The following is a 25,326-nucleotide window of genomic DNA, read 5'->3' as shown; positions in this document are numbered from 1 at the left end:
GCATTAGACGATCTCGAACATGGCCTCGACCTCGACTGCCGCGTCGGCCGGAAGCTGGGCGACGCCGATGGTCGAGCGGGCATGGCGGCCCTTGTCGCCAAGCACCTCGACCATCAGGTCGGACGCGCCGTTCATGATCGCCGGCAGTGCGGCGAAATGAGGGGCGGAGTTGATGAAGCCGCCGAGGCGCACGCAACGCTTGATGCGGCCGAGGTCCCCGCCGAGCGCAGCCTTCGCCTGGGCGAGAACGTTGATGGCGCAGAGCCGCGCGGCCTCGAGTCCGGCCTCGTTGAAGATCTCCGCGCCGAGCTTGCCCTTGTGATCGTCGGAAAGCTTGCCGTCGAGCCCGAAGCAGAGCTGGCCCGAGATCACGAGCAGGTTGCCGCTGATGACATAGGGCACGTAGTTGGCGACCGGCGCGGTCGGCGCGGGGAGGGTGATGCCGAGTTTGGCGAGCTGGGCGTCGACGGCGTTCATGAGGACAAACTCTCCACGGGGACGTGCCTGTCGAAAAGCAAGCTCTCGACCGGCGCTTTGCCTTTCATGGCCGATGCCCGGCGAAGCCGCAAGCGCGCTCGCCATGCCCGGCAGGCAGTGGCGCGCGCGGATTTCGCGCTGCCCGACGCCGGCCTGCCCGCGACGATCTGGCGCCCGCAATGCCTTGTTTGCGCCATTGCGGCATTGCACCTAAATTCGATGCACCACCAAACGAAAGCGGCGCGCGCCATGAAGAAGAACGGTCCGGGGTTTGCGGGAATCCTAGCGGTTGCGGCGGCGATGGCGACCGGACCCGCGGGAGCACAGTCCCCGTCGGCCGAGCGTGTCGTGCTGGTGCCACACCGGGCCGTCTATGATCTCGTTCTCGACGATGCCAAGGGCGCCAAGAACGTCGAAGCGGCGAAGGGCCGCATCGCCTTCGATTTCACGGGCGATGCCTGCGAGGGCTATGCGCTCTCCTTCCGGCAGGTCACGCAGCTCCAGACCGGCGAGGGCGGCCCGCGCGTGATCGATGCGCGCACGACGAGCTTCGAGGCCGGCGATGGCGCAAGCTATCGCTTCCGGACCGAGAGCACGGCGAGCGGCGCGCCGACCGAGACGGTCGACGGCACGGCCAGCAAGGCCGGCGAGGGCTATGAGGTCAAGCTCAGCGCCCCGAAGGCCGAGACCCATCGCGAGGCGGCCGGCGCCCTGTTCCCGAACGCCCAGATGAAGGCGGTGATCCAGGCTGCCCGCGCCGGCCAGAACACGCTGAACGTCCGGCTCTATGACGGCGCCAACGGCGGCAAGGATGTCTATGAGACGCTCTCGGTCATCGGCAAGCGCATCGAGACGAAGCCCACCGAAGCGCCTCTGCAGAAGCCCGAATTCGAGAAGCTGGCGCGCTGGCCGGTGACGATGTCCTATTTCAAGGTCGGCTCCGGCGAGACCACGCCGTCCTACTCGATCTCCTTCGAGCTCTATGAGAACGGCGTCACCGGCGCGGTCAGGCTCGATTACGGCGGCTTCGCGCTGCGCGGCACGCTCACGCGTCTGGATCTTCTGCCTCGGGCCGAGTGCGCGAAGTAGCACTGCCGCTGCCTGTCCGTTGCGGCAGGCGCAGGCTCAGCCCCTTGCCGATCGCGGCATCGCCGAAGCGCGCCCGCAAGGCATCGAGCGCGCCTTCCATTGCCTTCAGCCGCGGCGTCGCGACATCGGCGAGGTCGCCATGGTCGGCCTCCCCCGGCAAGGCGAGATCGCTCGCCCCGATGCCGATCAGCCTGTAGCGCGCTCCCGTGCACTCGCGCCGCAGCAATTCGCGCCCGGCCGAGAAGAGCCGCGCCGCGAGCTGCGTCGGCTCCGGCAGGCGGGAGGCGCGGGTGATCGAGTGGAAATCCGCGGTCTTCAGCTTCAAGGTGATGGTTCGGCCCGCAAGCTCCTGGTGTTTCAGCCGTTTCGACGTCTTTTCGCAGAGCCGCCAGAGCACCGGTTCCAGCTCCTCGAAGCTGGAGAGGTCGACATCGAGCGTGGTTTCGCTGGAGACGCTCTTGGTCTCGCGATCCGGCATCACCCGGCGCGGATCGATGCCGTTGGCGAGATTCTTCAGGCGCGGCCCATCTTTCCCCGCGAGGCGGAACAGCTTCTCGACCGGCGCCTCGCGCAGGTCGCCGATCAGCCGGAACCCGGCCTCGGCGAGCTTGGAGGCGCTGGCCTGCCCGATGCCAGGGATGATGCCGACCGGTTTGGTCGCGAGGAAGGCGACGGCCTCGGCCCGGCCGATGATCGAGAATCCACGCGGTTTGTCGAGGTCGGAGGCGACCTTCGCCAGGAACTTGGCATAGGACAGGCCGACCGAGACCGTGATGCCGATCTCGTTCTCGATCCGCCGTGTGAAGCGCGCCAGGGTCACGGCCGGGCTCGCATGGTGCAGGAGTTCCGTGCCGGCGAGATCGAGGAAAGCCTCGTCGATCGAGATCGGCTCGACCAGCGGCGACAATTCCTGCATGAGCCGGCGCACCTGCCGCCCGACCGCGACGTATTTCGCCATGTCTGGCTTGACGACGACCGCCTCCGGGCAGGCCTTGAGCGCCTTGAACATCGGCATGGCCGAGCGGACGCCATAGGTCCTGGCGATGTAGCAGGCGGTCGAGACCACGCCGCGCTTGCCGCCACCGATGATCACGGGCTTGTCCATCAGGGACGGGTCGTCGCGCTTCTCGATCGCCGCATAGAAGGCGTCGCAATCGATATGCGCCAGATTGAGGCTGTCGCGCTCGGGGTGGCGCAGCAGGCGCGGCGAGCCGCAGGCCGGGCAGCGGCGTGGCTCCGCCGCGCTACCTTCGTGGTCCTCCAGGCAGTCGCGGCACAGGACCCGCCGCACCGCCGCAGGCAGGGCTTCGCTCAAGCCGGCTCGCCGGGAGGCGGTCCGCTGAGCTGCTCGCGCGCCTGCGCGACGATCTCCGGACTTACGCCCAGATTTCCGGCAAACTCGAGCAGCAGCGAATCGCTGCCGCAGATGTGGTCAAGGACGGCTGCGAGGAAACTTGGATCGCTCGCTGCCGCCCGCAGCGTCTCGGGACCGAGCCCGGTCGCGGCCAGGAACGGTTCGAGGCGCTCCGGCTCGGCTGCCAGGAAGGCCAGGGCGCGCAGCGCCAGGGTTTCGGCGTCCAGAGCGGTCGAAGGTCGGGGCATGGCGTGAAACAGTTCCAGAGAGTCGAGGATCGGGTTTGCGTTTCGTCAACGGCTCGCATGCTAGAGAATCATCATTGAACGAGGCTGCCAGCTTGGACAATCCGGAGCATGCCGGGCGTCCTTGGCGCAAATGAAGGGCGGCATCATGAAGACGGTTCTGATCGTCGAGGACAACGAGCTCAACATGAAGCTCTTCAACGACCTGCTCGAGGCGCATGGCTATGCGACGCTGAAGACTGCCGACGGCATCGAGGCGATCGAACTGGCGCGGACGCATCACCCCGACCTGATCCTGATGGATATCCAGCTTCCGGAGGTCTCGGGGCTCGAGGTGACGAAATGGATCAAGGAAGACGAGACCTTGAAGACGATCCCCGTGGTCGCGGTCACGGCCTTCGCGATGAAGGGCGACGAGGAGCGGATCCGCGAGGGCGGCTGCGAGGCCTATCTGTCGAAGCCGATCTCCGTCGCGAAGTTCCTGGAGACGGTCCGGACCTACGCCGGCACGGCCTAAAGCCTGAAAGCGACCCATGTCCGCGCGCGTCCTCGTCGTCGACGACATCATCACCAATGTGAAGCTGCTGGAAGCGAAGCTTTCGGCGGAATATTTCGACGTCGTGACCGCGCTCAACGGACCGGATGCCCTTGCCATCTGCGAGCGGGGCGAAGCCGACATCGTCCTTCTCGACGTGATGATGCCGGGCATGAACGGCTTCGACGTCTGCCGCCGCCTGAAGAGCGAGGCGACGACGGCCCATATTCCCGTCGTGATGGTCACCGCTCTCGACCAGCCGGGCGACCGGCTGAAAGGGCTCGACGCAGGGGCCGACGACTTCCTGACCAAGCCGCTCGACGACACCGCGCTGTTCGCCCGCGTCCGCAGCCTTGTGAGGCTGAAGTCGATGACGGACGAATTGCGCGCGCGTGCCATGGCCTCGCGCCGCCTCGGCATCGCAGATCCGCTTGCCGCGGCGGCCTCCGAGAGCGGGCTGAACGGGCGCATTCTCCTGATCGAGGATCGCCCGCGCGTCAGCGAGCGGCTGGAGAACGCGCTCTCCGCCTTCCATGTGGTGGAGATCGAGGCTGATCCGGAGCAGGCGCTGCTGCGGGCCGCAGAGGGCGATTTCGACAGCGTGGTCGTCAGCCTCGACCTGGCGGATCATGACGGGCTGCGCCTGTGCAGCCAGCTTCGCTCGCTCGAGCGAACGCGCAACGTGTCGGTGCTGATGATGGGGGAGGCGGAGGATCGCGCCCGCATTCTGCGCGGCCTCGAGATCGGCGCGCATGACTTCCTGATCCGGCCGATCGACCGCAACGAGCTCGTCGCGCGCGTCCGCACCCAGGTGCGACGCAAGCGCTTCACCGAGAAGCTGCGCGACAGCGTGCAGTCCTCGATGGAGATGGCCGTGATGGACCAGCTCACCGGCCTGCACAACCGGCGCTACATGGATACGCGCATGGCGGCGATGTTCGACGAATCAGCCCTGCGGGCCCGTTCGCTCGCCCTGCTGGTGCTCGATATCGATCACTTCAAGACGGTCAACGACAGCTGGGGGCATGATGCCGGCGACGAGGTGCTGCGTGAGTTCGCGGACCGGGTCCGTGCTTGCACCCGCGGCATCGACCTGGTCGCCCGGATGGGCGGCGAGGAGATCGTCGTCGTGCTGCCGGACACCGCGCTTGACGCCGCCTATGCCGTTGCCGAACGCATCCGCGAGCGGGTCGTCGGCGCGCCTTTCGGCATCCAGGGCGATACCCGGACGATTCCCGTCACCGTGTCCATCGGTGTGTCGAGCCGCCGCGCGGGCGATGCTTCTCCGTCCGAGATCATGAAACGAGCCGACGACGCGCTCTACCGGGCGAAAGCCGGCGGTCGGAACCGGGTGATTGCCGCCGCTGCAGCATAGGGCAGGGCGCCGATTGGTTAGTCGGTAAGGTTAAGCAAGGATGAAGATTGGTGAATCGATCGTATTTGATTGATTCGCCGCAGGTCCGCCTGCAAGTGTCCGGGCGACGCAGCGGCAACACGCTGCCTCGCGACGCCCCTCGGGAGCTCAGGTCCGCCGCATCTCCTGGGAAACCGAAGGGCTCGGTCGGCCGGTTGCGGGCATTCTGGCCTCCTCAGACCCGCCGCCGGCCGGCCACCACCGCGGCCCTAGAAATAGCGCGAGAGCACGGCCGGGATCCCGTAGCCGATGCCGGCGAAGGCGGCGAGCAATGCGGCAAGGGCCAGCGCTGCCCCAAGCCGATTGAGGAAGAAGCGTGAGGAATCGATCTCCACGAGCAGCTTCAGCATGCGCCTGACAGGCCCATGCGAACCGTGGTGAGGGTGGGAGGACTTGTCGGGGGTGCCCAATGCGCGCGTTCCGGCTCGAAGATGCGTCAGGGCGCCCGGGAAGGCTGGTCGTTCCTGCCGAGGCACAGATGATAGCACCGGAACGTAACTGCAATATGCATCGAGGCGGCCGCGGCACAAAATTCATCGCCTGTGCGTGCAGTGCCACATAGCCGTTCGGCTTACGCCGCGTTCACTGGACGATTTCCGGCTGCGCACCGGCAACGCGCCAAGTCAAAGCCCGATGGCGCCTGTCAGCGGATAGTCCTCGCGAAGCTGTGATGATGAATTTTTTCTTACCCGCGAATTCTGCAGGGTTAAGTGACGGGTCAGTTTATGTTAGGAGGGTCGTGAAGTTTCAGGGAATTCAGTCGAACGAAAGTGGGTATCGATCTTTCGGCGGTGGCTCCCCACATGTATGAAGGATAGCGGATTTCAGGCCGCTGCATCCAGTCTGGAAGCTCGGGAGTAACCGTGCTGCAGGCCGGCAGTGCAGCCTGGCTGAGCCTACACAGGGTAACAACGCGTAATGTCGACTGGGACGGAGCCACTTCAGATCTGGGAAATCATCTCGTCGCCCGCCGGCAATGCTGCTCTGCAATATGCAGCGGAAAGCGGAGCGCCGCCTCTGGAGCCGTTCGTTGGGCTGATCGAGGAGTGGTGGGGCGGCTGGCTGGACGATGATCTGTCGGAGAATGTCGAGCATCTCCACCGCATGGTGGCGCGCCTGATGCTCGCCAGCGGGTGGGAGGAGGCCGGTCTGCGCCCGATCCGGCGCGGCCAGGTCATCACGGAGGCTATGGCCTTCCGCCGGATCGGAAACCGGACCCTGCAATAGCAGGGCGACCGGCCGCTTCACGCGAAGGCTTCATAGGCGTCCGGATATAGCGCGTCCTGCGGAAGAAGCCCCTCGATCATCGCCATCTGACGGTCGAGGCAGGCCACGAGCTCGTAGCCGCGCAGAATGCTCGCCCTTGCGTTGGCACGCAGGCCGGCGAGGGCGCCCGGCGCACGCAGGGCGAGCAGGACCCGCTCCGCGAGCGCATCCTCGTCGAAGAACGGGGCCAGAAGGCCGTTCTGGCCGTCGGCGACGACCTCCATGACAGGAGCCGTGGCAGAGCCGACGACCAGGCATCCGCAGGCCATCGCCTCGAGCAGCGACCAGGACAGGACGAAGGGCACCGTCAGATAGACATGGGCCGCGGAGACCTGGAACAGCCTGAGCAACGTCTCATGCGGCAGCCAGGGCAGGTGCACGAGGCGGTCTCCCAGCGCCGCCTCTTCCGTCATCACCTCGCGCCATGTGCGGCGATCGAGGCGAGGGCGGCCATAGCCCGGCCCATCCCCGCCGACGGTGACGAAAACCGTATCGGGCCTCTCTTCGGCGACACGCCGGGCCATGCGCATGAACTGCGGGTAGCCCCGGTACGGATCGAGATCGCGCGCGGCAAAGGTGACGACCGGGTCGCCTGCCCTCAGGATCCGGCCATCCGGAAGAGCCAGTTCCGCATGGGGGTCGGGCCGGCAGCGCCTTGTGTCGATCCCATCGTGGCAGACCGTGAAGCGGTTGCGGATGCCGGCCGGATACTGGGATTGCTGCCAGCGTGTCGGGGTATAGGCGCCGTCGAGGCTCTGCAGAGTCAGGAGCTGTGCTGCGTTGCGCATGCGCACGCGGCGGAGTTCGGTCTCGTCGATCGCCTGCGTCGGGTCGAAGTCGAGATCCGAGCCGGCGCCGTTGTAGTAATACTCGCAATAGCCCAGCGTCGGAACGCCCGGCAGCGCGTCCTTGGCGAACAGCATCCCGCCCCAACCGATATGCCCCATGACCAGATCGGGCCTGTCGGTTCTGCGCAGCCGGCCGAGTTCGGCCGCCACGGCCTCGCCGGTGCGGACGTGATACTCCGTCGCCGCCAGGGTCGCGCTCTGCGTCGAGGCCTCGCCAACCGAATAGGCAATCTGGCGAAGGCCCGGCTGCTGGCGCTCCAGCCGCTCGGTGATCAGGGTGATCTCGGCGCCTCCGGCCAGGAGGCGCTCGATCAGATGAGCGAACTGACCTGCCCCTGAGCGGTGAACCAATACGATATGCATGACGCGATCAGGATTCCTCCATAGCGCAGTGAATCACTCCACCATTGCTCCAGGCGGCGCAGGGTATCGTGCGTGGTCTGGAGGTTCGCCTCCAGCTCCGGATCGACGCCCTGGCCGAAGGGGTTGGTCTCGTCGAGCATGCGCAGCCGCTCGCAGAGCAGCTGCCCTTTCGGCGCGAGCGATATCCGGGCGAGGCGCCGGTCCCGGGGCGATGCGCCACGCTCGAGATAGCCGCTCTCCACCAGCTGCTTGAGGTTGTAGGACGCGTTGGACCCGGCATAATGCCCACGGTCGAGCAGATCGCGCACGGCGATCTCTCCCGGTCCGACAGCCAGCAGCACCATCACCTGCGATGGCGATATGTCGTCGACGCCGAGCTTGGTCAGTTCCAGCCGGAGATAGTCGAGAAAGCGGCGGCTCGTCCTTTCGACCAGCCTCGCCAGGTCCAGCTGAGACACCAGGCTGCGCGTCGACCCTGGATCGATGAAGTCTCGCGTCTGTACCTCCTTGCGGTGGTCGCTCACGATGCCGCCCACATAATAATCGCTGATCTGCGGTTTGGAATGCATTCCCTGCTCCGCTCGCTATCGAAATGGGCAATCCGCCCTCAAATGCTGATGCTCTTGACCGAATAGCCTATACGCAAAGCACATGCCACGTTCTATTTACACAGAATAAGAATTTATCAAAGAGAATATAGACATAAAATGTTTCAAAATTCAAAATGTCGCAAATTTTCGCCTTAATTTACGATTTTACTCATGCAATACGATGGTCTATGCTGACCGAACAATCACCTGAATTGCGCGGCGATTTTTCTATTCGATCTAAGGTCGAAGGCGTCGGCGCTCCCTACCGTCAATAGCCACGGTGATTTTCACTCGGGAGACCCGTGAATGAAGGCTGTGAGCCCGCCCTCCGATGCGCTGATCCGTAGTCTGCAGCGCTCCTTTATCGGAGGCCTCTCCTACGCGGCTCTGCTGAGCTTCTGCGTGAATATCCTGCTCCTGACGGTGCCGCTGTTCATGCTGCAGGTTCAGGATCGGGTCATCGTCAGCCGCAGCTATGATACCCTCACCATGCTGCTGGTCATCGCCGTCGGCGCGCTCGCGGTCTACGGGGTCATCGAGTTCATCCGGTCGCTGACCTTCCAGACGATGGCCAGCATTTTCGCGCGGCGGCTCAATCTTCCGGCACTGCAGGCGGCCGTCACGAACTCGCTGGAGCAGGGCTCCGGCCAGGCCACCCAGGCGATCCGCGATCTCAACGACATCCGCTATTTCATCGCCAGTTCCGCGATCGCGACCCCCCTCGAAGCAGCCTGGTCGCCGATCTTTCTGGCGGTGCTCTTCGCTTTCCATCCCGTCTACGGGCTGGTCGGCATCGTCTCCCTCGTCATCCTGATCGTGCTGGGCGTGATTGCCGACGTGCTGACGCGGCGCGTGCTGAAGGAAGCGAACGAGGAGGGCGCGGCCAGCATCAACGAGGTCGGCGCCAGCCTGCGTCACGCCGAGACGATCGAGGCGATGGGCATGCTCCCGGCGCTGGCGACGCGGTGGCGGGCGCAGCAGTTGGCGATGATCGAGCATCTCGATCTCGGGACGCGGCGCGGAAAGTTCATCGCGGCGCTGACGCGGTCCTCGCGCATGACGATGCAGCTGGCGATCTATGCCACCGGCGCCGTCCTGATCATCCAGAACGAGGTCTCCCATGGCACCCTGATCGCCGCCAGCATCCTGCTCGGGCGCCTTCTGGCGCCGTTCGATTCGATGATCACGGATTGGCGGCAATGGATATTGGCCGCTCAGGCCTGGAAGCGCGTGCGCGATCTGCTGCAGTCGCGCGCATCGCAGCGCCAGACCGTGCCGACCCCGCGCACGCAGGGCGAGTTGGTGATCGACCGCGCCGTGTTCGCGCCGCAGGGCGCCGAGCAGACGGTGATCAAGAGCATTTCGTTCAACCTTTCGCCGGGCGAGGTTCTCGGCGTCGTCGGGCCGTCGGGGGCGGGGAAGTCCACCCTGGCGCGGCTGCTCGTCGGCGTGCTCAAGCCCAATGTCGGCGGTATCTATCTCGACGGGCACAACGTGTATCTCTGGGAGCGCAGCTCCTTCGGCGAGATGGTTGGCTATCTGCCGCAATCGGTCTCGCTGCTGAATGGCACGATCGCCGAGAACATCGCCCGCATGCGCCAGCCGGACCCTGTCGCGATCCTCGAGGCGGCGCGGCTGGCAGGCGTCCACGAACTGATCGGGCGCTTGCCGCTGGGCTACGACACGAATGTCGCCGACAGCGACTTCAAGCTCTCCGGCGGTCAGCGGCAGCGCATCGGCCTGGCGCGGGCGCTCTATGGCTCGCCACGGCTGATCGTGCTCGACGAGCCCAATGCGAACCTCGATGCCGAGGGCGAGCAGAGCCTGATCCGTGCCATCAACGCGGCGCGCGCGACCGGTGCGATCGTCGTGCTGATCGCGCATCGGCCCTCCGTGATGCAGGTCGTCGACAAGATCCTGGTGCTGCGCGAGGGCCGGATCAGTCAATTCGGGCCGCGCTCGGCGATCGCGGGGATGATCACGCCCGGCGGGTTGGTCGAGGTCGAGCCTGCCAATGAGCCGACTATCGTTCCGCCAGCGCCTCGTCCCGGTCCCATTCGCGAGGTGACGCGATGACGCGCCTGCCGATGCTCAAGCTACCGAAATCCAATCCGGTCCTCGACCTGGAGGCCGAGCCCTCGGACGAGCGCGTTCCGTCCTTGCGCAACCTGATCCTGGCGGGCGTCTGCGTCATCGGGGTCGGCTTCGGCGGGTTCGGCGCCTGGGCCGTGACTGCCCATCTCGACAATGCAGCTGTGGCTGCGGGCACGGTCGTGGTCGACAGCCAGCGCAAGACGGTAAGCCATCTCGAAGGCGGCATTCTCAAGAGCCTCGTCAAGCTGGAAGGCGAGCGCGTCGCCCGGGGCGATCCGCTGCTGCTGCTGGAGGATGCACGCCAGCGGGCCGAACTGCAGCACCTCGAAGCCAAGCGCATCGGCCTGGAAGCTAAGCTCGCGCGGCTGCGGGCCGAGCAGACCGCTGCCACCACGATCACGTTCCCGGACACGATCGACACTGCGGGGAACGTGATCGCGCGCGAGGTGGTCACGGCCGAACGCGCGCTCTTCCGGGCCCGCGCGCAGGTTCATAAGGGGAAGATCGAGATCCAGCAGCGCGTCATCGAGCAGCATCAGGCCGAATCCGAGGCCTTGAAGGCCCAGATCGATGCAAATCGCTTCCAGCGTAGCCTGATCGACGAAGAGACCCGCATAATGGCCGATCTCTACGAGAAGCGCTACGCCAAGCGCAGCCAGCTCGTCGAGCTTCAGACCAAGCAGAGCGAACTCATCGGCCGTGGTGGCGAAGCTGCTGCCCACAAGGCCAAGGCCGAGCAGGCGGTAGCCGGCGCCAATCTGGAGATACTGTCGATCGGGCTGGAGCACCAGAGCGAGATCGCCAAGGAACTGCAGGAGGCACAGCTCCAGCTCTCGGAGGTGACCGAGCGCATAGTACAGGCGCAGGACGTGCTGCGGCGACTCGTCGTGACCTCGCCCCAGGAAGGCATCATCGCCAATATCAGGATGCGCACCGCTGGCAGCGCCATTGCGGCAGGGGAGGCGATTCTCGATATCGTGCCGGAGAACGAGCCCCTTATCGTCGAAGCGAGGGTCGATCCGCGCGACATCGATGCCGTGCGGACAGGATCGGAAACCCGGATTCGGCTGACGGCCTTCAACAGCAGGCTCCTGCCGCCGCTGGTTGGCAAGGTCAGCTATGTCGCGCCCGATCAGCTTGTCGATGAGAAGACCGGCGCGGCCTATTTCATCGTGCGCGCCGAGATCAGCCCCGAGAGCCTCGCGGAAAAGAGGCTCACCCTCCAGGCCGGCATGGCCGCGGAGGTGTTGATCGTGAATGGCTCGCGGCGGGCGATCGACTATCTGCTCTCACCGTTCAAGGACAGCTTCAATCGCGCATTCCGCGAGGATTGAGGCGCTTGATCGGATATTTGTGTGCATGTGCACAATGTTGGGGCGAATTATATTTCGAATTCCGAAGTAAATAAGGCGTATTACTGAAATCTTTCCGCGGTAATATCGTATAAAGCCTCATTTCATCATGAAAATGTCAAAATAAAACTCTTGCTGCGCTGCATATAATGGCTAGGCTCCCAGTCGTTGATGGTGGCGGACATGGTGTTCGCTGCCAATTGGCGCCAATTCCGGCCTGCGCGGATTTGTTTCCGTGCGCCAGGGGCGCTTTCCAATCGCCGAGGAGGTGACGATGGCCACGATCGAAGGCAGTGCGTTCGACGATTTCTTGATTGGCAGTCGATTCAGCGATGTCATCAATGCCGGCGCCGGGGACGACGTCGTCCGCGCCGGCGATGGGGATGACACGGTGTTCGGCGGGCAGGGTGACGACCTGCTGTTTGGCGAAGACGGCGACGACAACCTGTTCGGTGGACAGGGCGACGACGTCCTCTTCGGCGGCGCCGGGGATGACCTCCTCCAGGGCGGCGCAGGCGATGACGTGCTGTTCGGCGGGGAGGGCAACGACGTCCTGCAGGGCGGTGCCGGAGCCGACCTGCTTCAGGGCGGCGGGGGCAACGACACGCTTCAGGGCGGCGCGGGTGACGATATCCTCCAGGGTGGTGCCGGTAACGACATCCTGCAGGGTGGCGCCGGTGACGACATCCTTCAGGGCGGTGACGGCAACGACATCCTCCAGGGTGGCGCTGGCGACGACATCCTCCAGGGTGGCGCAGGCGACGACGTCCTCCAGGGTGGCGCAGGCGACGATCTGCTGTTCGGCGGTGCCGGCGACGATGTCCTGATCGGCGGTGCCGGCAACGATGTGTTCGCCTTCACCGGCGGCGGCGGCAACGATCTGGTGCTCGATTTCGAGGCGGGCTCCGACATGCTGCAGATCACCTCGGACATCAACGGCACGGGCGTGGCCTCGGCCGAGGATGTCGCGGCGCGTACCACGACTGTCGGCGGCAATGCCGTGGTCGACCTCGGCAACGGCGACACGCTGACGCTGGTCGGCGTGACGGCGGAAGACGTCCAGAGCGATCCGAGCAACTACTTCACGGTTGCGTGACGAGACAGCGACGCCGGCCGTTCCGGCCGGCGTCGCACCCTTCCCACTCGGATTTGCCCCCCCATGCTCACGCCCGCGCCCGTTCCTGCAGCGGACACCGCATCGATGAATCTCGCTCTCTATCGGCTCAGCGGGTCGGTCTATCTGCTGTGCTGGACGCTCGATGCGCCCTCGCCATTCGGCCGCCCGGCGATCTCGCTGTCGAGCGGCGGGCGCCGCCTGCCATCGGCGTCGATCCTGCTGGAGCTCAAGGACGGGCGCCGGCGGGTCGCTACGGCCTTTCGCTATGCCGGCCATGACGGCGTGGAGGCGACCTTCTCGGATCACCACGTCGCAAACGCGGTCACGGCGAACTTCGATCCGGTCCTGATCCACGAGATGGCCGATCCGGCCGAGCTCCTGGCCGATCTCGGCCCGCGGGCCCGTCTCACGCTCGCCGCCGCTCTCTCCGGCTCCTGGCCGACGATGTTCGGCATGACAGGGACCGCGGTCTACCTGTCTTTTCTGCGTCAGTTCCTCCTCACGCTCTCGCCCAAGCCGGAGCCGGCCCTCCCGGTCGCCAGGCTGGTGGAAGGCAAGGTCCTGCTCGAGACGGCTCTGCCCGGGCCGCGGGCCACGATCAGGGCGATCTATCGCATCGATGGTGCAGGCCTGAGCCGTGTGTCCGAAGCCGCCCGGCTGGCTCCGGCCGACCGCGCCGGGCGCCAGCAGCTTCATCTCGTTGCCGACGAAGCTCCGGCGAGCGGTTCCGTCCTGCTGCTCGTGCAGACGGAAACAAGCTTCCTCGTCCGCGTCATCCCCGTCCGGCAGGCCGCGCCCTCGCTCGGCCGCTGGTGGGCGGGCAAGGCGAGCGGGCGCGACGGCCTGCGCAGCTGGCTGGTCGAGCAGCTCTCCGGCCTCTCCGAGCAGGGCCGCCTGCTTGCGATCGAGATGCAGCGCCGCCTGCCGCTCGCAGCGCAGAATGTGCGGCGCAACGATGATCTGCCCTCGGCCGAACTCGATCTTGCCCTTTGCAATGCGTCAGGCCTCCTGCTCGGCGGCTGGTATCGCGACCCTGACGGCATGGTCGAGCAGGTCCTGCTCCACCGCGGCGACGGCGCGCCTACGCCCATCCTCGACCGGATGGAACGCTTCTCCGCCGTCCTGCCCGGTGCGAACGGCGTCGATCGGCTTGCCGCGACGCGGTTCGCCGCGCTCGTTCCGGGTTTCGCCAAGGGGGCGCCGGTCCTGCAGCCGCGCTGCGAGATCAGGCTGAAATCCGGCACCTCGCTGTTCCTGCGGCCGGCGCTCCAGCCGCATGATCCAGCCAGCATCCGCGCCCGGGCACTGGCGGCGATTCCGCCCCAGCACCTGACTGCGTCGATGCTGGAGCGCACGCTCGCGCCGGTGCTTGCTGCCTGCCAGGAGACTTTGCGCGCAAGCCTGCCGGAGCCAGCGATCAAGCTCTTCGGCGACCCGCCTGCGAGCCCCGCCGTTTCGGTCGTCATACCACTGTACAAGGTCTACGAGTTCCTGCGCGTTCAGGTCGCGGCTTTTGCCGGCGATGGCTGGTTCGCTGGCAATGCCGAGTTGATCTATGTTCTCGACTCGCCCGAGCACGAGGCCGAGGTCGCGCATCTCATCGGCGGCCTGCACCTCGCCTATGGCCTGCCGATCAAGCTGGTCGTGATGGGGCGCAATGGCGGCTTCTCCGCCGCGTGCAACGCCGGCGCCGAGGCGGCTCGCGGCGATGTTCTGGCGCTCGTCAATTCAGATGTCATTCCGGCCGGCGACGGCTGGCTGCCGGCGCTCGCCCGGCGCCTCGATCGCCGCGGCAGGATTGGCGCAGTCGGCCCCAAGCTGCTCTACGACGATGGCTCGCTGCAGCATGCCGGCCTGTTTTTCCAGCGCGATTCCAAGGGCGTCTGGCTGAACCATCACTATTTCAAGGGCATGCCCGGCCGCTACGCGCCGGCCAATGTCGAGCGCGCCGTCCCGGGCATCACGGGCGCCTGCGTGGTCATGAAGCGCGCGATCTTCCGGGATCTCGGCGGCTTCGACGACGGCTTCGTCATCGGCGACTACGAGGACAGCGACCTCTGCCTTCGCATCCGCCGCGCCGGGCTCGACATCCTCTACGTGCCCGATGTCGCGCTCTACCATCTCGAGCGCCAGTCGATCAGCCGCAGCGCCGATTACACGCGCGGCGTCGCCTCCCAGCACAATGCCTGGCTCCAGACCCGCCGCTGGGACGGCGAGATCGAGCGCCTGATGGCTGAAATGGACCGGGGCGGACTGCAGATCGCGAAGCCCGAGCCCGAAATCCGACCGCGCGCCAATCTCCGGAGGGCAACCGCAGCATGACTGCCACACTGGCCTTGAAACAGATCCTGCCCGAGCCGGGCTGGATGTCACCGACGGAGGCGGTCGAGCTCGGTCGGCTGGCGGAATCCGTGCAGAACAATCGCTTCATGCCGCATCCGCCGCCGGACAGCATCTACGTCGGCGACGGCGACTACCGCGCCATCGGCGCGGAGTTCCTCGGCCATTTCGTCCGGCTGGGCAGGCTGAAGCGGCATCACCGCATGCTCGACATCGGTTGCGGCATCGGCCGCATGGCCGTTCCGCTGACGCAGTATCTGGATTCGGAAAACGCCAGCTACGACGGCGTCGACCCGGTGCTGGAAGGCATCGTCTGGTGCACGCAGACGATCACGCCTGCCTATCCGAACTTTCGCTTCCAGCGGCTCGACATTGCCCACCCGCTCTACAACCCGGAAGGCTCGCTGCCGGGGAACCAGGTGCAGTTCGGCTTCGCCGACGGCAGCTTCGACTTCATCTCGATGGTCTCGGTGGCGACGCATCTGCCGCCTGACGAGATCGTGGTCTACCTCAAGGAAGTCTCGCGCCTGCTCGCGCCGGGCGGCCGGCTGTTCCTGACCGCCTTCGCCATCGACGGCCGCAGCACGGGGCAGGAGCGGCTGCGCTTCCAGCGCTGGCGCGAGGGGCCGGGTTGGTACGCCATCGAGGAGGCGCCCCTTGCGGCTGCCGGCGTCGACGAAGCCTTCCTGGTCGAGGCGGCCAGGGATGCCGGGCTTGCGGTCGAGACGTTGAGCCGCGGCCATTGGCGAGGCATCGAGGCCGAGCACTATCAGGACCTCCTGCTCGCGACCAAGGGGGAGGGAGGCCGATGAGCCGGCGCATCCTCGTCGTCGCGCACAACCACCCGGATCTCCATCCGGGCGGAACGGAGATATTCGCGCACGACCTCGCCGCCGCCTATCGCGAGGAGGGCAGCGAGGTGCTGTTCCTGGGCGCGACCAACGCGATCCACCGCCAGCCCCATCCCGGCACGGCCTTCCAGGCGACCGGGGAGGGCGGCGACCTGCTGCTCTGGAGCGGCCATTTCGACCGCTTCTATCTCAGCCAGATCGACCATTACGGCACCTTGCAGGATCTTGGGACGCTGCTGCGCGAGTTCAGGCCGGATGTGGTCCACATCCATCACCTGATGCTGATCGGCGCCGAGTTCCTGATGCTGATCCGCCGGGTGCTGCCCGAGGCGACGATCGCCATGACGCTGCACGACTATTACCCGATCTGCCATCATGACGGGCTGATGGTCCGCCCGACCGACAAGCAGCGCTGCACGGGCAGCTCGCCGGCGAAGTGCCACGGCTGCTTCCCCGAGATCGGGGCTGATCGCTTCCTGCTGCGCGAGCGCTTCCTGAAGACGCATCTCGCCGCCGTCGACCGCTTCATCGCGCCGAGCCGCTTCCTGCGGCAGCGCTATGTCGAATGGGGCCTGCCCGGCGACAAGATCGAGGTCATCGCAAATGCGCGGCCGCAGCCCGCGCCGGCCGTGCACCGGCCGACGGAGGGTCGCCGCAATCGCTTCGGTTATTTCGGCAATCTCAATCCGTGGAAGGGCATCCTGCCGCTGCTGCAGGCCGTCGCGGCTTTGCGGGTCGGCGGCGAGACCGATTTCGAGCTGCGCATCCATGGCGGCGCGCCGTTCCAGGCCGAAAGTTTCACCGGCGCGCTCGAATTGGCGCTTGCGACCGCCGGCGGCACCGTCACCCATTGCGGTCCGTATCGGCGCGAGGAAGTCCCCGAGCTGATGGCGGAGATCGACTGGGCCGTCATGCCCTCGATCTGGTGGGAGAATGCGCCGCTCGTCATCCAGGAGGCCTTCCACAACCGGCGGCCCCTGATCGTTAGCGGCATCGGCGGCATGGCCGAGATGGTGCGGGACGGCGTCGACGGGCTGCATGTGCGCCCGGGCGACGTCTCGCATCTCGCCGCCACGCTCCGGCGCGCCTGCGAGGACGAGGAGCTCTGGCCACGGCTGGTCGAGGGCATCGCCCCGCAGCCGACGCTTGCCGATTGCGCCCAGGCCCATCTCGCCCTGTTCGACCAACTCAAACTTCCGGTGGCAGCATGACGATGGCACAGAACCAGGAAGAAGCCCGTCTGCCGAACGTCACGCCGGCGCGGCTGAACGGGCGCGTCGACGCGCTCGACGGCAACCGCCTGCATGGCTGGATCTGGGACGAGGCCCGCCCCGAGGAGCGACTCGTCGTGAAGCTGGTGCGTGACGGCACCGTGCTGATGGAAGGCATCGCCGACCAGAGCCGCATCGACCTGCGCCGCAACGGCATCGGCGACGGGCGCCACGCCTTCGCGCTGGAACTCGACGATGCCGTCAGCGCCGTGCGCGACCAGCTCACCATCGTCGGCGTGTCGCCGAGCACGGGGGTCGAGCATGTGCTGCGGCTGCCGGCTCAGGCGGAGCTTGCCGCCGAGGCTGCGATCGCGGTGCCGCTGGCGCGCTTCTTCGACCGGGTCGAGGCGCTGATGGTGCTCAACCGCCGCATGCAGCTCGCCCAGAAGGAGCTCGGCGACAAGCTCGACGCTGTGATGAGGCGGCTCGACGAGGGCACGGCCGCGCCCGCAGGCAACCCCGCCGAGGACGACCGCGAAGATCGCATCGCCAAGGCGCTTTCCGAAATCGACGTTTTCCAGCTGCGTTTCGACTCGACGCTGCGCAGCTTCGACGAGCGCCTCGTCGTGATCCGCAAGGAGGCGCGTGCGCCCCTGCGCCAGGTCACGGTGATCCTCGGCTTCCTCTCTGGCCTGGCGGCCGTGCTGTCCTTCGTCACGCTCGCCGTGATGCTGATGCACAGGTGAGATGATGAACCAGATCAGCCTAGCCAATGCCGGAATCAGAGAGGTTGCCATTCCCGAGCTGACGCGCGTCGCCGCGCCGACCGTGCCATGGACGCCGCTCGGCGAGAACGCGATCCTGATCATGGGCGCCTGCGACGCGATGCCCGGCAAGGTGCCGATCGCGGTCGACGGAAACCCGCGCAGCAAGATCGAGACGATGCCGCTGAGCTGGCGGCGGGCTCATGCCGAGGAGGCCGCCGCCGTCGGGTTCCTATGCCTGGCGCCCGCTCCGCCGGTCGAGCGCGCCGGCTCGGGAGCCATCCTGCTCGGCAGGCCGGGCCGGCCCCTGCGGCTGCTCCTGGCGCCGAAGCCGCTGCCCTTGCAGGCGTTCCTCGCGAACCTTGCCGAGGAGGCCGGGCAGGCCTTTCCCAATGTGGTCGACGGCCTGATCGAGGTGCTGCTCGCCGGGAAGGCCAACCCCCGGCGGCTGCGCGCGGTCGGCATGCTGCTCCAGTCCGTCGCCAAGCCCGGTGGCTTCGTCGAGGTGATGGGCAAGCAGGACGAGAGCATCTTCCTGCAAGGCTGGAGTTCCAACTTTGCAGCCGGCCAGACGGCTATGCTGATCGCCCATGGCGGGCTTTCGCCGGCCGTCCTCGAAGCCGGCACCTTCGAGCGTGACGATCTCGGCGAGGGCGCCCGCGGCTTCTTTGGCATGCTGGAGGATTGCGGCGCCAGCCATCCCGGCGAGATCGAGCGGCTGTTCTTCCGGGCCAATGACGGCTGGCGGGCGCTCGAGGTCTATGAACGCTATGTCCTGCTCGAACCGATCACGGTCCCGGGCCATTTGCGCGAAGGCTTGAAGCGCGGGGCGGCACCGCAGGCGACCGCGGAGAAGCTGCAGAAGGCCTCGCAGCGCTTCGACGGCCGCGACACGGTCTGCCTGCTCGACGTACCCGTGCGGGCCGGCATCGACGATGCGACGGTGATCGAGAGCGCCGGTGTCCTGATCATTGGCTGGCTCTTCGACCCCGATCGCAAGGTCACGGGCGCCACGCTCCGTTCCGGCTCGCAATCCTGCGAGATCGACCGCAACTGGACGCGCGTCAACCGCCCCGACGTCACCAGCGCCTTCATGGAGGACCCGCAATTCGGGCCCGCCTTGGCCTCGCGGCGCACCAGCCACGGCTTCATCGTCTTCGCCCCGAAGCTGATCCCCGAGCCGGGCGAGCCGCTCTACATCGAGTTCGAGGTGCAGGGCTCCGGCCCGGCCTTCCTGCCGCTATCCCCGGGGCGCGGCCAGGCCCGTCGCTCGCTCGAGCGCATCTTCGGCCTGCTCGACCCGCGCTCCTCGACCGCGACCAGCGTAGTGGAGAACCAGGTCGCCCCCGCGCTCCAGGCTGCCGAGATCGCCCCGCCGCGGATTATCGAGACGTTCGATGTCGGCGCTTTCGATGCGGAGGCTCCGATTGGTCTCGTCATCGGCCTCGACCACCGGCCCCGCGAGCTCTCCTGCCTGTTCGCACTCGCGGCGATCGATCCCGAGATTCGGGCGGTCCCGATCGTGATCGCGGCACCGGGCGAGGGCTTCGACCGCATCGGCGCGGAGGTGCGGCGGCTCGCGCGCTTCTACGGCCTTTCGATCCGGCTGGCGTTGGTCGAGGGCATCGAGGACAGCTGCGACGCGCTGGAGGCGGGCATAAGGGCCTGCCGCTTCGAGACTGTGGCAATGCTCTCCGGAGCCGCGCAGATCCGCCAGACCGGCTGGCTCGGCAGGCTGGAGCGCGCCTTCCGGGCCCGCGGCGGCAAGTGCATCGCCAGCCCGACGCTGCTCTTCGAGGACGATTCCATCCGCTGGGCCGGCGCCTGGCTCGAAGGCGAGGGCGCTGACAGGCACGTCCACAACCGCTTCGTCGGCTATCCGCTGGAGGCGATCGGCAGCCTCGGGCCGATGGAGGTCGCGGCCGGCGCCACCGAATGCTGCGTGCTGTCGCGCGCCGCCTTCATCGAGGCCGGCGGCTTCGCGCGCAACTACTTCACCACCGGCGAGAAGGGGCTCGATCTCTGCCTCAAGCTGCGCATGGCCGGCGCGCCTTCGCTCTGGGTCCCGGAGGTCGAGCTCTATGTCTCCGACGACGGAGAGATGGCGCGGCCCCATATCGGCGCCCTGGCGCAACTCGCCGACCGCAAAAGCTTCGATCGCCGCTGGGCGCTCGCCATCTCGAACATGAAAGGATGACCATGCGGGTTCTTGTCGTATCCCATGCCCATCCCTCCCTCTCGCTCGGCGGGGCGGAGGTCGCTTCCTACAACCTGCACAAGGGCCTGCGCGCCTGCGAGGGCGTCGATACGCACTACCTCGCGCGGGTCGGCGCGCCGACGCCCCGCCATGGCGGGACCGCGCTGATGAGCATGCGCCAGCTCGGCGGCGAGTTCCTCTATTACGCAGAAGACTACGACCACTTCCTGATCTCCAATCGCGCGACGGAGGAGATCGAACGCGATTTCGTCCGGGTGCTGCGCGACCTGAAGCCCGACGTGGTGCATTTCCACCATTTCATCGGGCTCGGCCTGGAATGCCTGTTCGCGGCGCGCGACGCGCTGCCCGACGCGACGATCGTCGTGACCTTCCACGAATATCTCAGCATCTGCCACCATCACGGCCAGATGGTGAAGACGGGGGCCTTCAAGCTCTGCTACCGGGCCTCGCCGGCCGAATGCAATGGCTGCTTTCCGGACATCTCGCCGGCCCGCTTCCTGGCGCGGGAGAACTTCATCAAGGGCATTCTGGGCTTAGCCGACCACTTCGTCTCGCCGAGCCAGTTCCTCGCCGACCGCTATCAGGACTGGGGGCTGGAGCCCCAGCGCTTCTCGGTCATTGAGAACGGCCTCGACGTCGCGTCCGTGGCGCCGCCGCGCACCTTGCCGGAGCCGGTCGCAGAGGAGCCTGCGCCGCGTCGCTCGCGCTTCGCCTATTTCGGCCAGCTCACGCCCTACAAGGGCGCCGACGTGCTGATCGACGCGGTGACGCGCATCCCCGACTCGGTCTGGGGCGAGGACTCGATCCTGCTGGTCTATGGCGGCAATCTGGAGCGCCAGCCCCAGGCCTATCAGGACAAGTTCGCCAAGCTCGTCGAGGCCGCCGGCCGGCGCGTGCGCTTCTGCGGCGCCTTCCAGAACCACGAGATGCCGAACCTGATGCGCTCGGTTGACTGGGTCGTGATGCCCTCAGTCTGGTGGGAGAATTCGCCCATCGTGATCCAGGAGGCATTCTTCCACGGCCGCCCGATCCTCTCGAGCAATCTTGGGGGCATGGCCGAGAAGATCACCGACGAGGTCGATGGCCTGCATTTCCGCTCCGGCAGCCCGGAGGATCTCGTCGATTGCATGGTTCGGGCGCTGACCGAACCGAAACTTTGGGACCGGCTGCGCGCCGGGATCAAGCAGCCGCTCAATCATGTCGACTGCGCGGCCAGACATGTCGAGCTCTACCAGCAGCTCATCGCTGGCCGCGGCATGCCGATGCCTGAAGGCCGCGCGGCGACACCGATGATCGCCTGACGCAAGCGGACCAAAGAGGGGAGAAACCCAATGACCCGCATCCTCGTCATCAGCCCGTCAGGGGAGGTCTACGACCACGACAATGTGCGCTGGTACGACTACCTGAACCTGGCGAGCCATATCGACCACTATCACAACATCGGCGACGCCTTCGTCTTCGACTCGTCGCTGAAGCTGCTCAACTTCGACCATATCGAGGCGCTGCCGATCGACCGTGTCGATCGGGCGGCGATCGATCGCTTCAATGCCGAGTTCGACTACGTCTTCCTGCGCGGCTCGAACTACGTCCATGCCGAGATGGATTGGGAGCGAACCTCCGAAGTCCTCCGCCGGCTCAAGATCCCGGTGCTCGCCTTCGGCATCGGCGCGCAGGCGCCCGTGAGCGGCGGCCTTCAGCTCAGCGACGACACCAAGACGGTGATGCGGCTGATCGCGGACTCGACCACTTCGATGGGCGTTCGCGGGTCCTATTCGGCCGAAGTGATGCATGGCCTAGGCATCAAGAACGTCCGGATCATCGGCTGCCCGACGGCTTTCCGCGCGAACAAGCCCGATCTGCGGATCACCTTGCCGCCGCTCGACCAAATCAAGACGGTCGGCGTCACGCTGCGGCGCGAGGTCTCGGATTCCTATGCCCAGGACATCGAGCGCTACCTGAATTTCCATCGCGACCTCGTCAAGGCGATGGCCGATCACTTCGACGCGACGCTGATGTCGCAGGGCGAGGCGGAAGAGAAGAAGCTGGCCCTGGGCACGCCGGAGCAGAAGGCGCAGGCCATGGCGGCGCTGCGCGATAATTTCTGGGCGCGCGAGTGGTTCCTCGATGAGCAGGTCGAGGCGCTCTACCAGAGCCGGATGTTCTATTCCGACGTCGTCGCGGAATACGAGAAGCTCGTCCGCCGGCTCGACCTGGTGCTCGGCTACCGGCTGCACGGCAATCTGATGGCGCTGGCGAACGGCACCCCGTCGATCTACTTCACCTATGACAGCCGCACGGTCGAGTTCGCCGAGACCTTCAGGATCCCGAGCGTCGACGTCTTCTCCGGCAAGGATTTCCGGCTGGAGGACTACTGGGAACAATCCCGCTTCGACCGCTTCAACGCGGCCTATGCGCAGACCTACGTCGCGATGCGCGACTTCTTGGCCGAGAACAAGGTCGCCAACAAGATGCAGGCCCGGCCGGCGCCCGCCGCCGCGCCGGAGCGACGGGTCGCGTGAGCGTGGCCCGCATCCGCGCCCTGCGCTGGCAGCCTGCGGCTGCGATCGCGGCGTTGCTCGCTCTGGCGTGGCCGGCCGCGGCCGAGCCAGCGCGCTATCGCGTGGAGCTGGTCCCGGGCGCGCAGGAGGAAACCGTCTTCGCCTGGTCGCGCGAGCGCTGCGAGCAATGGCATATCCCCGACGCGCCGTTGCGCGCCTTCCGCAACGAGGCGGGCGAGGTCGTCGCCTTCGCCAGCCACCACCGCAACCGGGCCATGCTCGGAGCGGGGCTGGATCGGATCAAGACCAGCTGCGCGGTCTCGTTCCAGGCCAAGAACGACCCCGATCCGAGCGCCTTCAGCGATTTCAGCTGGATCGCCGCGACCTGGACGCCGAATGGCCGCGATGTCTTCGCGCTGATGCATGACGAGTATCATGCCGACAAGCATCCCGGCGCCTGCCGTTTCAAGGAGGCGATGAAGTGCTGGTACAACGTCGTCACAGCGGCGAGCTCGCATGATGGCGGCCAGAGCTTCACGGCCGACCAGCCTCCGTCGGTCGTCGCGGCGCCGGCCTTCCGGCAGGAGGTGGGGCAGGGGCGCCATCGCGGCTTCTTCAACCCTTCCAACATCGTCCAGCATGACGGCGCCTGGTACGCACTGATCGCGACCACCGGCGGCGAGGAGCAGAAGCGGGGCGTCTGCCTCTACCGGACGACCGATCTCGCGGATCACACCTCGTGGCGAGGCTTCGACGGCACGGATTTCACCCTTCCTGCGGTCGATCCCTATCGTGGCGATGTCTCGACGGCCAAGCCCTGCCAGCCGCTGAAGAACCTGCCGACCACGGTCGGCTCGGTGACGCGGCACGAGCCGAGCGGGCGCTGGCTCGCTGTGTTCCATCTCGGGCCCGATCCGCGCCGGAACGTCGAGGGCGGGCGCGTCGCCTATAGCTGGTCGAACGACCTGCGGAACTGGTCGCCGCTGGAGACGCTGCTGACCCACCCGACGATGTGGAGCAAGGACTGCGCCGACCCCTATCGCTACGCCTACGGAGCCGTCGCCGATCCAGACTCGAGCTCCCGAAATTTCGAAACCACCGGCGACGAGGCCTTCCTGTTCATGACGAAGATACGCGTCAACGGCTGCAGGATCGGGCCGGACCGGGACCTCGTCCGCATCAAGCTGCGGATCGTGAAGGAGACGCCATGAACGCCCCCGTGCTCAATGCCGAAATCGCGGCTGCGGCCGTCCCCGCCATCAAGATCGTCCGCGCCACGACGAACCTGCTGGTGGTGGCGGTGACGCGCCGCCCCGGCGCGGAATGGCCGGCCCTGACGGTGCGGCTCGACGGCCAGGACTACGCCACGATCCGGCCTGCCGCTCTCGTCTCGGGTGATGCCGTCGAGGCGGAGCTGACGATACCGCTGCCGCAGCTGCCCAACGGCCGCCCGCGCTCGCTGGCGGTCCTCGATGCGGCGACCGGCACGCTGGCTCCGGGCTCCAACCTGCGCCCCCTCAAGGCCGGCGCGAAGCTGCGCGGCCTCGTGATTTATCCGGCCGGCGAGGTCTACCAGCATGATTGCGTACGCTGGTATCGCGCGCCGATGGAGAAGCTGCTCGCCGACTATTTCAACATCGGCGACATGATCGTCTACGATTCGACGCTGAAGCTCCTGGACTACGTCCATCTTGAGCCGATGAAGATCATGAACCCGACCGAGGCCGACATCGAGCGCTATGCGAGCGATTTCGACTTCGCCATCGTGCGCGGCTCGAACTTCATCCACGAGACGATGGAGTGGTTCCGCGCCATCGAGGTACTGGAGAAGGTCAAGATCCCGGTCTATGCGATCGGCGTCGGGGCGCAGGCGAGCACCCGGAAGAGCTCGATCAAGCTTTCCGACACCTCGAGACGCTTCTGGTCGATCGTCGCCGACCGCAGCGCCGCCATCGGCGTGCGCGGCGCCTTCAGCGCCGAGACGCTGCGCCAGAACGGCATCCGCAATGTCGAGGTCGTCGGCTGCCCGACGATGTTCCGGACCCGCAACCGCGATCTGAAGATCCGCGTGCCGGACCAGCGCGACATCCGCAAGGTCGCCTTCAGCCTGCGGCGCGAGCAGGACCACACCTACACGGCCGATCCGCAGGCCTATTTGCGTAACCAGAAGGCAGCCCTGCTCAAGGTCGACGAGCAGAGCGACATGGTGATGTCGGCGCATGGCGAGCAGGAGGAGAAGGCCTTCTTCCTGCGCGACCCGGCGGCCAAGGAAAAGGCGGTCGCCGAATTCGTCAGGACAGGCTGGTGGAGTGGCCCCGACGATGCCGTGATGCGCCGGATCTATGAGAAGCAGCTGTTCAGCTTCTTCGAGGTCGAGAGCTACGACCGCTTCTCGCAAGGGCTGGATCTCGCCGTCGGCTATCGCGTCCACGGCGTGCTGCCGGCGATCGCGCATGGCGTCCCGGGCGTTCTGGTCGCCTACGACACCCGCAGCCAGGAATTGGCCGAGACGCTGAACGTGCCCGTGGTTCCGGAGGCTGCGCTGGCGGAAGGCGGTTGGCGCGCGGTCTATCAGGAGGGGGCCCTGAACGCGCTCGCGAAGACCTACGCCCAGTCCTACGACCGCATGCGAATCTTCCTCGAGCGCAACGGCGCGCCCCACCGGATGTGAGATCGCGGAGGCGCCGCCGCTATCGGGGC

At 66.5% G+C, this 25,326-nt stretch carries 22 protein-coding genes; 16 read left to right on the top strand and 6 right to left on the bottom strand.

What is annotated here, in order from left to right:
* Positions 1–3: 3 nt before the first annotated feature.
* Positions 4–477, bottom strand: coding sequence for a RidA family protein (locus ASE63_RS09155; RefSeq protein ID WP_056799910.1), 474 nt, complete (start codon positions 475–477; stop codon positions 4–6).
* A gap of 249 nt (positions 478–726) precedes the next feature.
* Here ASE63_RS09155 and ASE63_RS09150 point away from each other — a divergent pair, with 249 nt between their 5' ends.
* Positions 727–1,566 (top strand): cell envelope integrity EipB family protein, encoded by an 840-nt coding sequence (locus ASE63_RS09150; protein WP_162261739.1) that lies wholly within the window; start codon positions 727–729, stop codon positions 1,564–1,566.
* On the opposite strand, the gene ASE63_RS09145 is transcribed toward ASE63_RS09150, so the two are convergent.
* Positions 1,523–2,845 (bottom strand): DNA polymerase IV, encoded by a 1,323-nt coding sequence (locus tag ASE63_RS09145; protein ID WP_244491352.1) that lies wholly within the window; start codon positions 2,843–2,845, stop codon positions 1,523–1,525. The two genes, ASE63_RS09150 and ASE63_RS09145, sit on opposite strands and share 44 nt — an antisense overlap.
* Positions 2,846–2,877: 32 nt before the next feature.
* Complete coding sequence (locus ASE63_RS09140) at positions 2,878–3,168, bottom strand: DUF3572 domain-containing protein (RefSeq protein WP_056799903.1); 291 nt, start codon at positions 3,166–3,168, stop codon at positions 2,878–2,880.
* A gap of 142 nt (positions 3,169–3,310) precedes the next feature.
* Here ASE63_RS09140 and ASE63_RS09135 point away from each other — a divergent pair, with 142 nt between their 5' ends.
* Together ASE63_RS09135 and ASE63_RS09130 are read left to right on the top strand one after the other, a co-directional pair.
* Complete coding sequence (locus tag ASE63_RS09135; RefSeq protein WP_056800111.1) at positions 3,311–3,682, top strand: response regulator; 372 nt, start codon at positions 3,311–3,313, stop codon at positions 3,680–3,682.
* A 16-nt stretch (positions 3,683–3,698) separates the two neighbouring features.
* On the top strand, positions 3,699–5,075 hold the full coding sequence (locus ASE63_RS09130) for a PleD family two-component system response regulator (RefSeq protein ID WP_056799900.1): 1,377 nt from the start codon (positions 3,699–3,701) through the stop codon (positions 5,073–5,075).
* A gap of 248 nt (positions 5,076–5,323) precedes the next feature.
* On the opposite strand, the gene ASE63_RS27155 is transcribed toward ASE63_RS09130, so the two are convergent.
* Positions 5,324–5,464, bottom strand: a complete 141-nt coding sequence (locus tag ASE63_RS27155) for a hypothetical protein (RefSeq protein WP_156410275.1) — start codon at positions 5,462–5,464, stop codon at positions 5,324–5,326.
* Between the two features lie 568 nt (positions 5,465–6,032).
* Here ASE63_RS27155 and ASE63_RS09125 point away from each other — a divergent pair.
* A complete protein-coding gene (locus tag ASE63_RS09125; RefSeq protein WP_056799898.1) occupies positions 6,033–6,341 on the top strand; it encodes a hypothetical protein in 309 nt (102 codons plus the stop codon).
* 17 nt (positions 6,342–6,358) lie between these two features.
* On the opposite strand, the gene ASE63_RS09120 is transcribed toward ASE63_RS09125, so the two are convergent.
* The gene (locus ASE63_RS09120; RefSeq protein ID WP_056799895.1) at positions 6,359–7,591 is read right to left on the bottom strand and encodes a glycosyltransferase; all 1,233 of its coding nucleotides are present in this window, start codon (positions 7,589–7,591) and stop codon (positions 6,359–6,361) included.
* Positions 7,540–8,160, bottom strand: a complete 621-nt coding sequence (locus ASE63_RS09115; RefSeq protein ID WP_082609784.1) for a MarR family transcriptional regulator — start codon at positions 8,158–8,160, stop codon at positions 7,540–7,542. The genes ASE63_RS09120 and ASE63_RS09115 overlap by 52 nt, the downstream gene beginning before the upstream one ends.
* Positions 8,161–8,487: 327 nt before the next feature.
* Between ASE63_RS09115 and ASE63_RS09110 the strand changes: the two genes are divergently transcribed.
* The 12 genes from ASE63_RS09110 to ASE63_RS09055 all read left to right on the top strand — a co-directional run bounded on the left by ASE63_RS09110 (position 8,488) and on the right by ASE63_RS09055 (position 25,297).
* A complete protein-coding gene (locus tag ASE63_RS09110; protein WP_082609783.1) occupies positions 8,488–10,257 on the top strand; it encodes a type I secretion system permease/ATPase in 1,770 nt (589 codons plus the stop codon).
* Positions 10,254–11,609 carry an HlyD family type I secretion periplasmic adaptor subunit gene (locus ASE63_RS09105; RefSeq protein ID WP_156410274.1) on the top strand — a complete coding sequence of 452 codons (1,356 nt, stop codon included), beginning with the start codon at positions 10,254–10,256 and terminating at the stop codon, positions 11,607–11,609. Before ASE63_RS09110 ends, ASE63_RS09105 begins: the two co-directional genes overlap by 4 nt.
* A gap of 292 nt (positions 11,610–11,901) precedes the next feature.
* Positions 11,902–12,723: a calcium-binding protein gene (locus tag ASE63_RS09100; protein WP_056800104.1), complete on the top strand. Its 822-nt coding sequence runs from the start codon at positions 11,902–11,904 to the stop codon at positions 12,721–12,723.
* 105 nt (positions 12,724–12,828) lie between these two features.
* Positions 12,829–15,066, top strand: a complete 2,238-nt coding sequence (locus ASE63_RS09095; protein ID WP_056799892.1) for a glycosyltransferase — start codon at positions 12,829–12,831, stop codon at positions 15,064–15,066.
* Positions 15,063–15,896 carry a class I SAM-dependent methyltransferase gene (locus ASE63_RS09090; RefSeq protein WP_056799888.1) on the top strand — a complete coding sequence of 278 codons (834 nt, stop codon included), beginning with the start codon at positions 15,063–15,065 and terminating at the stop codon, positions 15,894–15,896. The genes ASE63_RS09095 and ASE63_RS09090 overlap by 4 nt, the downstream gene beginning before the upstream one ends.
* Complete coding sequence (locus tag ASE63_RS09085; RefSeq protein ID WP_056799885.1) at positions 15,893–17,146, top strand: glycosyltransferase family 4 protein; 1,254 nt, start codon at positions 15,893–15,895, stop codon at positions 17,144–17,146. The genes ASE63_RS09090 and ASE63_RS09085 overlap by 4 nt, the downstream gene beginning before the upstream one ends.
* Positions 17,147–17,148: 2 nt before the next feature.
* Complete coding sequence (locus ASE63_RS09080; RefSeq protein ID WP_156410273.1) at positions 17,149–17,892, top strand: hypothetical protein; 744 nt, start codon at positions 17,149–17,151, stop codon at positions 17,890–17,892.
* 4 nt (positions 17,893–17,896) lie between these two features.
* The gene (locus ASE63_RS09075) at positions 17,897–20,107 is read left to right on the top strand and encodes a hypothetical protein (RefSeq protein ID WP_156410272.1); all 2,211 of its coding nucleotides are present in this window, start codon (positions 17,897–17,899) and stop codon (positions 20,105–20,107) included.
* Entirely contained in the window at positions 20,104–21,429 is a 1,326-nt protein-coding gene (locus ASE63_RS09070; RefSeq protein WP_056799875.1) for a glycosyltransferase family 4 protein, read from the top strand. Before ASE63_RS09075 ends, ASE63_RS09070 begins: the two co-directional genes overlap by 4 nt.
* Before the next feature lie 30 nt (positions 21,430–21,459).
* Positions 21,460–22,647, top strand: a complete 1,188-nt coding sequence (locus tag ASE63_RS09065; RefSeq protein WP_056799872.1) for a polysaccharide pyruvyl transferase family protein — start codon at positions 21,460–21,462, stop codon at positions 22,645–22,647.
* Complete coding sequence (locus ASE63_RS09060) at positions 22,644–23,837, top strand: hypothetical protein (protein ID WP_156410271.1); 1,194 nt, start codon at positions 22,644–22,646, stop codon at positions 23,835–23,837. The genes ASE63_RS09065 and ASE63_RS09060 overlap by 4 nt, the downstream gene beginning before the upstream one ends.
* Entirely contained in the window at positions 23,834–25,297 is a 1,464-nt protein-coding gene (locus tag ASE63_RS09055; protein ID WP_056799868.1) for a polysaccharide pyruvyl transferase family protein, read from the top strand. The genes ASE63_RS09060 and ASE63_RS09055 overlap by 4 nt, the downstream gene beginning before the upstream one ends.
* Positions 25,298–25,326 lie beyond the last annotated feature (29 nt).

The organism is Allobosea sp. Root381, from assembly GCF_001429395.1.
Taxonomy (GTDB): Bacteria; Pseudomonadota; Alphaproteobacteria; order Rhizobiales; family Beijerinckiaceae; genus Allobosea.
This window is presented reverse-complemented; position numbering and strand designations above follow the sequence as displayed.

What these genes read in the sequence shown, in the direction of transcription:
- ASE63_RS09155 (WP_056799910.1), bottom strand. Translation starts at nt 477, where the DNA reads ATGAACGCCGTCGACGCCCAGCTCGCCAAACTCGGCATCACCCTCCCC.
- ASE63_RS09150 (WP_162261739.1), top strand. Translation starts at nt 727, where the DNA reads ATGAAGAAGAACGGTCCGGGGTTTGCGGGAATCCTAGCGGTTGCGGCG.
- ASE63_RS09140 (WP_056799903.1), bottom strand. Translation starts at nt 3,168, where the DNA reads ATGCCCCGACCTTCGACCGCTCTGGACGCCGAAACCCTGGCGCTGCGC.
- ASE63_RS09130 (WP_056799900.1), top strand. Translation starts at nt 3,699, where the DNA reads ATGTCCGCGCGCGTCCTCGTCGTCGACGACATCATCACCAATGTGAAG.
- ASE63_RS27155 (WP_156410275.1), bottom strand. Translation starts at nt 5,464, where the DNA reads ATGCTGAAGCTGCTCGTGGAGATCGATTCCTCACGCTTCTTCCTCAAT.
- ASE63_RS09125 (WP_056799898.1), top strand. Translation starts at nt 6,033, where the DNA reads ATGTCGACTGGGACGGAGCCACTTCAGATCTGGGAAATCATCTCGTCG.
- ASE63_RS09120 (WP_056799895.1), bottom strand. Translation starts at nt 7,591, where the DNA reads ATGCATATCGTATTGGTTCACCGCTCAGGGGCAGGTCAGTTCGCTCAT.
- ASE63_RS09115 (WP_082609784.1), bottom strand. Translation starts at nt 8,160, where the DNA reads ATGCATTCCAAACCGCAGATCAGCGATTATTATGTGGGCGGCATCGTG.
- ASE63_RS09110 (WP_082609783.1), top strand. Translation starts at nt 8,488, where the DNA reads ATGAAGGCTGTGAGCCCGCCCTCCGATGCGCTGATCCGTAGTCTGCAG.
- ASE63_RS09105 (WP_156410274.1), top strand. Translation starts at nt 10,254, where the DNA reads ATGACGCGCCTGCCGATGCTCAAGCTACCGAAATCCAATCCGGTCCTC.
- ASE63_RS09100 (WP_056800104.1), top strand. Translation starts at nt 11,902, where the DNA reads ATGGCCACGATCGAAGGCAGTGCGTTCGACGATTTCTTGATTGGCAGT.
- ASE63_RS09095 (WP_056799892.1), top strand. Translation starts at nt 12,829, where the DNA reads ATGAATCTCGCTCTCTATCGGCTCAGCGGGTCGGTCTATCTGCTGTGC.
- ASE63_RS09090 (WP_056799888.1), top strand. Translation starts at nt 15,063, where the DNA reads ATGACTGCCACACTGGCCTTGAAACAGATCCTGCCCGAGCCGGGCTGG.
- ASE63_RS09085 (WP_056799885.1), top strand. Translation starts at nt 15,893, where the DNA reads ATGAGCCGGCGCATCCTCGTCGTCGCGCACAACCACCCGGATCTCCAT.
- ASE63_RS09080 (WP_156410273.1), top strand. Translation starts at nt 17,149, where the DNA reads ATGGCACAGAACCAGGAAGAAGCCCGTCTGCCGAACGTCACGCCGGCG.
- ASE63_RS09075 (WP_156410272.1), top strand. Translation starts at nt 17,897, where the DNA reads ATGAACCAGATCAGCCTAGCCAATGCCGGAATCAGAGAGGTTGCCATT.
- ASE63_RS09070 (WP_056799875.1), top strand. Translation starts at nt 20,104, where the DNA reads ATGACCATGCGGGTTCTTGTCGTATCCCATGCCCATCCCTCCCTCTCG.
- ASE63_RS09065 (WP_056799872.1), top strand. Translation starts at nt 21,460, where the DNA reads ATGACCCGCATCCTCGTCATCAGCCCGTCAGGGGAGGTCTACGACCAC.
- ASE63_RS09055 (WP_056799868.1), top strand. Translation starts at nt 23,834, where the DNA reads ATGAACGCCCCCGTGCTCAATGCCGAAATCGCGGCTGCGGCCGTCCCC.